Here is a 9,093-nt window from a genome sequence, read left to right as displayed (position 1 = left end):
GCAGAACGCCTCCTCGTCGAAGCCGGCCATGGCCGCCCGCTTGTCGTACGCGGCGAGCGCCTTCGCGGGTTCGCCGGCGTCGCGCCAGCTCTGGGCGAGGTAGAAGGCGTAACGGGCGTTGTCCGGCTCCTTGTTGAGGCCGTCCTTGAGGATCGCGGCGTCGCGGAGGTACTTCGCCCGCTGACCGCCCTCCAGCCGTCCGCCGCCGCCCATGATGACCATCCGCGCGCCGTCGAGGGTCGCCCGGCTGAAGTCCGTGTCGCACTCCAGGTACTCGTGCAGCACACCGACGTAGCGCCAGGGGAGGCGGGTCGACACCATCGTCGGGCGCCAGTGGACGACGGGGCCGTGGCGGACCTCGAAGTCGTAGCAGTCATGGGTGAGTTCCGGCATCGAGAACCCGGGTGCCGTCTCCATCACATCGTCGGCGTCGATGAAGAGGAGGTAGTCCGCGCGGTCCCGGGCCGGCTCGATCGCCTCGGTGCGGCTCAGGTCGAAGCCCTTCCAGGGGCTCTCGTACAGCACTCCGGGGAGGTCGGCGAGCGTGTCGCGGACGATGTCCTGCGTGCCGTCGGTCGAGCCCGTGTCGAGGATCACCCATGAGTCGACCAGGGGGCGTACGGAGTCGAGACAGCGGCGGATCACATGCGCTTCGTTCTTGACGATCATATTGAGGCAGACCGTTTGCATGGCCTGTGACGTTAAGGGGAGAAAGCCGCAAAAGGTGCGCTCGACGGGCCGCCGCGGCCCGTCGAACGCACCTGCGACCGCGCAGGTGGTCTCGTAGACCGCGCCCGCCACCGGTCAGCACGCGAGCTTCACGGTTGTGCGACCGGTCGAACGGCGTGCCCGCGGGAACGCGCCCGTGTCGTCCGGCCGGTTGGTGCATCCACGGGAGCGGTCGCGGCGTCTACGTCGATATGGATCTGGAGAAACCGCCCGAGCGGCGTCCCGCGCGGCAGCCCGAACAGGGGGCGCCCGAGGGATGTCTCGTCGTCGCCCTACGGATGCCGGTGCGGATCGTCGCACTGGTGCTGGTCCTGCCGGTGCGGATGGCGTGGGACGCGCTCGTCGTCGCCTGGCGGTTCCTCGGGCGGACGGTGTTCCGGCCCCTCGGACGCGCTCTGGGGTGGCTCGCGCGGGCCCTCTTCGTCTGGCCCTTCGTCGCGCTGTGGCGCTACGTCGTCGTGCCGGCCGGCAAGGGGCTGGCCTGGCTGGGGCGGGTGCTCGTGGTGGCGCCGGCGCAGTGGCTGTACCGGCGGGTGCTGACTCCCCTGGGACACGGCCTCGCCTGGCTCGTACGGGGCGCGGGGGCCGTGCTGGCGTGGCTCGCGCGGGTCCTGGTCGTCGTGCCGGCGATGTGGCTGTACCGGTGGGTGCTGGCGCCCGTCGGGCGGGCCGTGACGTGGGTGCTGAAGGGGCTCGGGTTCGTCCTCGCCGCCCTGGGCGTGGGGACCTGGACCGTCGTGGCGTGGCTCGTGCGGTATCTCGTCGTCGTGCCCGTGACCTGGCTCGTGCGCTACGGCGTCGTCGTCCCGTCGCTCTGGTTGTACACGTGGGTCCTCGCGCCCCTCGGGCGGGCGGTGTCGTGGCTGATGGGCGCGGTCGTCGCCGGGGCGGGCCTGGCCCTGTACTGGACCGGGCGGGTGCTGTTCGTGCTGCCTGCGGTGGCGCTGTGGCGGTGGGTGCTCGCTCCCCTGGGGCGGGTGCTGGCCGTCGTCGCGCACGAGGTGGGGCAGGCCCTCGGGCACGCCTGGCGGGTCGCCGGGCGGTTCTCGCTGGTCGTCGGGCGGTTCCTCGGCACCCTCTTCCGGTGGATCTTCGTGGAGCCGGTCCGCTGGGTGTACCGGACGGTCCTCACCCCGGTCGGGCACGTGGTGCGCGACGCCGTGCTGCGGCCCGTCGCCGAGGCCGTCCGCGCGGCGGGCGTGGCCGCCCGGGGCGCCCTCGCCGCCGCCCGCGAGACGGTCCGCCAGGCCCGCGCCGACGTGCGCCGCGCCCTCTTCGGGGAACCCCGGGAGAGGGAGAGGGTGTCCCGGCGGGAACCCGGGGCGCCCGAGACACGTACTCTTGGTAGAAGTACGACCGCTCTCACGAAGGACTGAACGACACTGGGCAAGCGACAGCCCGAAGGCCCGCCGCCCGCACCCGCGGTGCAGCGCATTCGACTGCGCTACACCAAGCGCGGCCGCCTCCGGTTCACCAGCCACCGTGACTTCCAGCGCGCCTTCGAGCGTGCGCTGCGCCGCGCCGAGGTGCCGATGGCGTACTCGGCGGGGTTCACGCCGCACCCGAAGGTGTCGTACGCCAATGCCGCACCCACCGGCACGGGCAGTGAGGCGGAGTACCTGGAGATCGCCCTCACCGAGGCGCGTGACCCGGAGAAACTGAGAGCGCTGCTCGACGAGTCGCTGCCGATCGGCCTCGATGTCGTCGACGCGGTCGAGGTCCGCACCTCGGGCCTGGCCGACCGGCTCACGGCCTCCGTGTGGGAGCTGCGGCTCGACGGAGTGGACCCGGCCGACGCCGAGCGCGCCGTCCTGGCCTTCAACGCCGCCGAGTCCGTCGAGGTCCGGCGCACGACGAAGAACGGCGTGCGCACCTTCGACGCCCGCCCGGCGGTCGTACAACTGGAAACGCAGAGTGAAACGGCTGATAGGCCGACCGACCAGCCCTGTGCGATACTGCGGCTGGTTGTTCGGCACGTGACGCCTGCCGTACGACCCGACGACGTCCTGTCCGGTCTCCGCGCCGTGGCCGACCTGGCGCCGCCGGTCCCCGCAGCGGTGACCAGGCTGGCGCAGGGGCTGCTCGATGAAGAGACCGGCACGGTGACCGACCCGCTCGCGCCCGACCGCGAGGCGGCGACGGCCCAACCGGCCGGTTCCGCTGCCGCCGCGACGGCGCCGGCGTAAGGAAGGTCCCGCGAAGGGACGGACGTCGTAAGCGCCGCCCTCGTACTCGGGAGCCACCTGGGTCGGGCAGCGCACCGACCAGAAGACTTTCGCCAGGCCGTACGCAACATGGCGTACGGAACCGGCGAGACAGGACACAGAGAGCTCCCGTGCGGCGCCCGCGCCCCGGACGGCGGCAGACGCGCATCGCGCGAGCCGCGGACGTCAACGGCGGTCGATCCTGATCGACGCCGGACCAGGCGCGGCGCCCGGGAGCCTGACGGGAGAAAAGCCCGCATGCTCGAGCCGACCGAACCCATCGAGGGTTCCGAACCGAACACCCCCAGCGACACCCTGCCGCCGCGTCGTCGGCGCCGTGCTGCTTCCCGCCCGGCCGGTCCGCCGGTGGGCGGATCCGAGACGCCCGTGGAGGAGACCGCTGCGGCCATACCGGCCGCGGAGTCCGAGGCCCCGGTGGCCGAGGCTCCGGTGGCCGGACAGGCCGAGGAGGCCGCCGCCGAGGCGGCGCCCGCCCGTCCGCGCCGTCGCGCCACGCGCCGTGCCTCCGCACCGGCCGGGGCCCCGGCAGCCGCCGAGGCCGCCGAGACCGTCGTACCGGCGGCTTCCACCCCCGCCGAAGCCGAGGTCCGGGCCGACGTCGAGGACGAGGCCGAGGACGCCGAAGAGGCCGTGGCGCCGGACAGCGCCCAGGAGGCCGAGGCCCAGGCGCCGCAGGCCGCGGCCGCCGTGGCCGAGCCCGCCGAGACCCCTGTGGCCCAGGAGGCCGCCGCCGAGGAGGAGGCCGCTCCTCGCCGTACCCGTCGCCGCGCCACCCGACGCGCCTCCGCGCCCGCCGGGGCTCCGGCACCCGCCGAGGCCGCCGAGACCGTCGTGCCCGCGGCCGCCGCGATCAGCGAGGCCGAGGAGGCCGTCGTGACCGAGACCCCGTCCAGCGAGACCGGCGCCGAGCCGGCCGTGGAACAGCCCGCCGCCGAGGCAGCGCCCGCCGGTCGTACCCGGCGCCGGGCCACCCGCCGCGCCTCCGCGCCCGCCGGTGCGCCGAAGGCCGCCGAGACCGCCGAGGTCGTGGAGTCGGCCCGGACCGCCGAGGCCCCCGCGAGCGTCGAGGAGCCGGCGCCTGCCGAAGTGCCCGCCGCCGAAGCACCCGCCGAGGACGCCGCCCCGCGCCGTGTCCGCCGCCGGGCCACGCGGCGCGTGTCCGCGCCCGCCGGTGCGCCCGAGGGCGCCGTCGCCGCCGCGCCCGAGGCGCCCGTCGCCGCCGCCGGGGTGGACACCGCCGCCGAGCGCGAGGACGAGGCTGAGGCCGCCGAGTCCGCCGTGGAGACCCCCGTGACCGAGCCCGCCAGCGGCGAGGCCGCCGCTGCCGCGGAGGCCCGTTCCCGGCGTGCCGCTCAGCCCGCGGGTGCCGCCGGTCCCGCCGGCGACCAGGCGCCCGCCGCCGAGGAGGCAGCCCCCCGCCGTGGCCGTCGCCGCGTCGTCCGCAAGGCCGCCGGCGGGTTCTCCGAGCCCGCCCCGGCCGTGGGCTCCGCCGAGAGCGACGAGGAGGAGTCCCCGCGCCGCCCGGCCCGGCCCGCGGTCGCCGTCTTCCAGGCGCCCGTGTTCACCGAGCCGCAGTTCCAGACGCCCCAGCGGGCCGCCGCCGAGGCCGCTGCCGCCGATGCTCCGGCACCCGCCGAGCCCGTCGAGGCCGTCGCGTCCGAGGACCTCGTGGAGGAGCCCGTGACGCGCCGTCGTCGCCGGCGCCGGGGTGCCGCGCAGGACGAGGAGGCCGCCGAGCCCACCTTCCAGACCCCCGAGACGATCCGGGCCGCCGAGTCCGCCGCGCCCGTCGAGTCCGTCGAGGAGGAGGCCGAGGAGGGCGACGAGTCCGCCGAGGACGTCATCGAGGGCGAGGAGACCGAGGAGACCGGTTCGCGCCGCCGTCGCCGCCGGGGCGGCCGTCGCCGTCGCCGGGGCGAGGCCGTCGAGGGCGAGGGCGAGGGCGCCGAGGCCGACGAGCTGGCCGCCGAGCAGGCCGCGCAGGACGCCGAGGACACCGCCGAGCAGGAGGAAGAGGACGAGGAGGCCGACGAGGCCGGCGCCTCCACCGCCGGCAGCCGCCGTCGCCGCCGTCGTCGCCGCCGCGCCGGTGACACCACCGTGGACACCGAGCCCGGCGAGGGCGACCCGGAGCGCACCGTCGTCAAGGTCCGCGAGCCCCGCAAGCCGTCCGAGCCGTCCGACGAGGTGCAGTCCATCAAGGGCTCCACGCGTCTGGAGGCGAAGAAGCAGCGCCGCCGCGAGGGCCGCGAGCAGGGCCGCCGTCGCGTGCCGATCATCACCGAGGCCGAGTTCCTGGCCCGCCGTGAGGCCGTCGAGCGCGTGATGGTCGTCCGCCAGAGCGGCGAGCGCACGCAGATCGGCGTCCTGGAGGACGGCGTGCTCGTCGAGCACTACGTCAACAAGGAGCAGTCGACCTCGTACGTCGGCAACGTCTACCTGGGCAAGGTCCAGAACGTGCTGCCGTCGATGGAGGCCGCCTTCATCGACATCGGCAAGGGCCGCAACGCGGTGCTCTACGCCGGTGAGGTCAACTTCGAGGCGCTGGGCATGGCCAACGGGCCGCGGCGCATCGAGTCCGCCCTGAAGTCCGGCCAGTCGGTCCTCGTGCAGGTCACCAAGGACCCGATCGGCCACAAGGGCGCCCGTCTGACCAGCCAGGTCTCCCTGCCGGGCCGCTACCTCGTGTACGTCCCCGAGGGCTCGATGACCGGCATCAGCCGCAAGCTGCCCGACACCGAGCGGGCGCGGCTGAAGAGCATCCTCAAGAAGATCGTCCCCGAGGACGCGGGCGTCATCGTGCGCACCGCCGCCGAGGGCGCGAGCGAGGACGAGCTGCGCCGTGACGTCGAGCGGCTCCAGGCGCAGTGGGAGGAGATCCAGAAGAAGGCGAAGAGCGGCAACGCTCCGACGCTGCTGTACGGCGAGCCGGACATGACCGTCCGGGTCGTCCGCGACATCTTCAACGAGGACTTCTCCAAGGTCGTCGTCAGCGGCGACGACGCCTGGTCGACCATCCACGGGTACGTCTCGCACGTCGCCCCGGACCTGGCCGGCCGGCTGTCGCGGTGGACCTCCGAGGTCGACGTCTTCGCCACCTACCGGATCGACGAGCAGCTCTCCAAGGCGCTGGACCGCAAGGTCTGGCTGCCGAGCGGCGGTTCGCTGGTGATCGACCGGACCGAGGCGATGGTCGTCGTCGACGTCAACACCGGCAAGTTCACCGGTCAGGGCGGCAACCTCGAAGAGACGGTCACCCGGAACAACCTGGAGGCGGCCGAGGAGATCGTGCGCCAGCTGCGGCTGCGCGACCTCGGCGGCATCATCGTCATCGACTTCATCGACATGGTGCTGGAGTCCAACCGGGACCTGGTGCTGCGGCGCCTCCTGGAGTGCCTGGGCCGGGACCGTACGAAGCATCAGGTCGCCGAGGTCACCTCGCTGGGCCTGGTCCAGATGACCCGCAAGCGGGTCGGCCAGGGCCTGCTGGAGTCCTTCTCCGAGACCTGCGTCCACTGCAACGGCCGCGGTGTCATCGTGCACATGGAGCAGCCGTCGGCCGCCGGTGGCAAGCGCAAGAAGCGCGGCCGCGGCGGCGAGGCCCAGGAGCACGTGCACGAGCACGAGCACGAGGCCGTCGTCGAGGTGCCCGAGCCCGTCGTGACCGCCGAGGAGGAGGCGGAGAGCGAGATCGCGACCGCGGCCGTGGCCGAGCCGGTCGCGCTGCCCGCCCCCGACTTCGCGCCGGACGAGGAGCTGTACAGCAGCATCGCCGAGGCGGAGGCGGCGGCCACCCGTGGCCGTGGCCGGCGCCGGGCGAGCCGTCGTGCGTCCGCCCCGGCGGGTGCGCCGCGGAAGGCGGGGGCCGTGCCCGCGCAGGCGCCGACCGCCCAGGAGGCCACCGCCGAGGCGGAGGCCGAGCGTCCGGTGCAGCCGGCCGAGGCCGCCGTCGCGCAGACCGAGCCGGTCGCCGTGGAGGACCCGGTGGTCGAGGCCGCCCCCGTCGAGGAGGCCGCGCCCAAGGGCCGTACGCGTCGTCGCGCCACCCGCAAGGTGTCCGCGCCGGCCGGGTCGCCCGCGGGAGCGGAGGCCGCCGTGGTGACGGTCACCGAGTCGGCCGCCCCGGCCGCCGAGGCGCCGGAGCCGGTGGCCGAGGCCCCGGTCGCGGCCGAGCCCGAGGCGGAGCCGGTCGCCGAGACCGCCGCCCCGGCCCGTCCGCGCCGCCGTGCCGTCCGCAAGGCCACCGCGCCCACCGCGTCCGAGGAGACGGCGGTCGTGGTGGTCCCGGCCACCGGCGCGGAGGGTGCCGAGGCGCCGGTCGCGGAGGAGTCCGCCGTGACCGCCGACGAGGCGGAGGAGACCCCGGCCAAGAAGACGGCGGCACGCAAGACCGCCAAGAAGGCCACGGCGAAGAAGGCCGCCACGAAGAAGACGACGGCCAAGAAGACCGCCGCGAAGAAGACGGCCGCCAAGAAGACGACGGCCAAGAAGGCGGCCACGTCGGGGGCGAAGAAGACCGCGGCCGCCCGGACGACCGCGCCGTCCGTCTCGGCCTCTACCGAGGACTGAGTCCCCGACCGAGGGCTCGGTTCTCGACCGACCGAGCGTCGCATCGGTCGAACCCCGTCGCACGGCGACACGTCCGCTCAGCCGGACGCGATGTCCGTGCGGCGGGGTTTGACCACGCGTAACATCGGGCTCATGGTGCGGTCACCCTGTGTACCGCTTGTGACCGAGGGCACTTGGTCCCTCGGTTTCGCTGTGATAACCCTCGGGAAAAACGCCAAGCCCGTGCTGGTAACGTGAACCGTGGTCTCGGCGCGCCGAGAAGGCACCCGTCGTGACCGCAGCCGCTGAGCACGGCACAAGCCGTTCGCCGCCGACAGGCATCGCGAACTCCCCAGGGATGCGGACGTGCCGGTGCTCGACACCGTCCCTTCCCGACCCCTGCACGACGTGGTGCACCTACAAGGTCGCCGTAGAGGAAGGGATGTCGATGACCGACGCCCATGAGTTCATACCGGCCGCCAAGCCTGTGATCGACGAAGAGGAGATCGAGGCCGCGGTCCGCGTCCTGCGCAGCGGCAGGGTCGTCCAGGGCCCCGAGGTGGCCGCCTTCGAGGAGGAGTTCGGGGAGCTGGTCGACGGGCGTCACTGCGTCGCCGTCAACTCCGGTACCTCCGCGCTCCACCTCACGCTGATGGGACTGGGTATCGGCCCGGGCGACGAGGTCATCGTCCCGTCGTTCTCGTTCGCCGCCTCCGCCAACGCGGTCCGGCTGGTCGGCGCGGACGCCGTCTTCGTCGACATCGAGGCCGACAGCTTCTGTCTGGACCCGGCCGCCGTCGAGGCCGCGATCACGCCCCGCACCACCGCGATCATGCCGGTGCACCTGTACGGCCACCCGGCCGCCATGGACAAGATCATGGCGATCGCGGCCAAGCACGACCTGGCCGTGGTCGAGGACGCCTGCCAGGCGCACGCGGCCGCGCTGAACGGCACCCCTGTGGGCGCCTTCGGTGCCGCGGGCACCTTCAGCTTCTACCCGACGAAGAACATGCACAGCCTTGAGGGCGGCATGATCTCCACCGCCGACGCGGAGCTGGCGCGCACCCTGCGCCTGCTGCGCAACCAGGGCATGGAGCAGCGGTACGCCAACGAGATCGTGGGCGCCAACGTCCGTATGACGGACGTCTCGGCCGCGATCGGCCGCGTGCAGCTGACCAAGCTCGCCGGCTGGACGGAGAAGCGCATCGCCAACGCCGCGTTCCTGTCGGAGAACATCACCGCCGCGAACGTGGTCACGCCGAAGGTCGCCGAGGGCGCGCGCCACATCTACCACCAGTACACGATCCGGGTCACCGGTGACCGCGACGCCTTCATGGCGAAGCTCACCGAGGCCGGCATCGGCAACGCCGTGTACTACCCGACCCCCATCCACCGGCTGAAGCCGTACTGGGAGCCGGACCAGAAGGCCGGTCGCACCTGGGACCTGCCCGAGACCGAGCGTGCGGCCGCCGAGGTCGTCTCGCTCCCGGTCCACCCCGCTCTGACCCAGCAGGACCTGGACCGTATCGTCACCACTGTGAACGCTCTGGGAGAGCAGCTGTGAGCACCGCGAAGCCGCTGCGGGCCGGTC

5 protein-coding genes are annotated in these 9,093 nt (G+C 73.8%); 4 read left to right on the top strand and 1 reads right to left on the bottom strand.

What is annotated here, in order from left to right; translation table 11 throughout:
• Positions 1-690 (bottom strand): glycosyltransferase (locus ACZ5NW_RS12960; protein WP_468743852.1); only part of this gene is annotated, 690 nt, incomplete at its 3' end.
• A 230-nt stretch (positions 691-920) separates the two neighbouring features.
• Here ACZ5NW_RS12960 and ACZ5NW_RS12955 point away from each other — a divergent pair.
• The 4 genes from ACZ5NW_RS12955 (at position 921) to ACZ5NW_RS12940 (ending at position 9,066) form a co-directional block, all read left to right on the top strand.
• A complete protein-coding gene (locus ACZ5NW_RS12955; protein WP_468743851.1) occupies positions 921-2,105 on the top strand; it encodes a hypothetical protein in 1,185 nt (394 codons plus the stop codon).
• 48 nt (positions 2,106-2,153) lie between these two features.
• Positions 2,154-2,915 (top strand): TIGR03936 family radical SAM-associated protein, encoded by a 762-nt coding sequence (locus ACZ5NW_RS12950; RefSeq protein ID WP_468743850.1) that lies wholly within the window; start codon positions 2,154-2,156, stop codon positions 2,913-2,915.
• Positions 2,916-3,191: 276 nt separating this feature from the next.
• Positions 3,192-7,523: an Rne/Rng family ribonuclease gene (locus tag ACZ5NW_RS12945; RefSeq protein WP_468743849.1), complete on the top strand. Its 4,332-nt coding sequence runs from the start codon at positions 3,192-3,194 to the stop codon at positions 7,521-7,523.
• A 427-nt stretch (positions 7,524-7,950) separates the two neighbouring features.
• Positions 7,951-9,066, top strand: a complete 1,116-nt coding sequence (locus ACZ5NW_RS12940; RefSeq protein ID WP_468743848.1) for a DegT/DnrJ/EryC1/StrS family aminotransferase — start codon at positions 7,951-7,953, stop codon at positions 9,064-9,066.
• Positions 9,067-9,093: the final 27 nt, after the last annotated feature.

It is taken from the genome of Streptomyces sp. NPDC032126 (genome assembly GCF_055580085.1).
Note: the sequence above shows the minus strand (reverse complement) of the source record. Positions and strands in the feature narration are given on the sequence as shown.

Bases quoted from the DNA above. Each gene is read 5' to 3' on its own strand.
- ACZ5NW_RS12955 (WP_468743851.1), top strand. From the start codon at position 921: ATGGATCTGGAGAAACCGCCCGAGCGGCGTCCCGCGCGGCAGCCCGAA.
- ACZ5NW_RS12945 (WP_468743849.1), top strand. From the start codon at position 3,192: ATGCTCGAGCCGACCGAACCCATCGAGGGTTCCGAACCGAACACCCCC.
- ACZ5NW_RS12940 (WP_468743848.1), top strand. From the start codon at position 7,951: ATGACCGACGCCCATGAGTTCATACCGGCCGCCAAGCCTGTGATCGAC.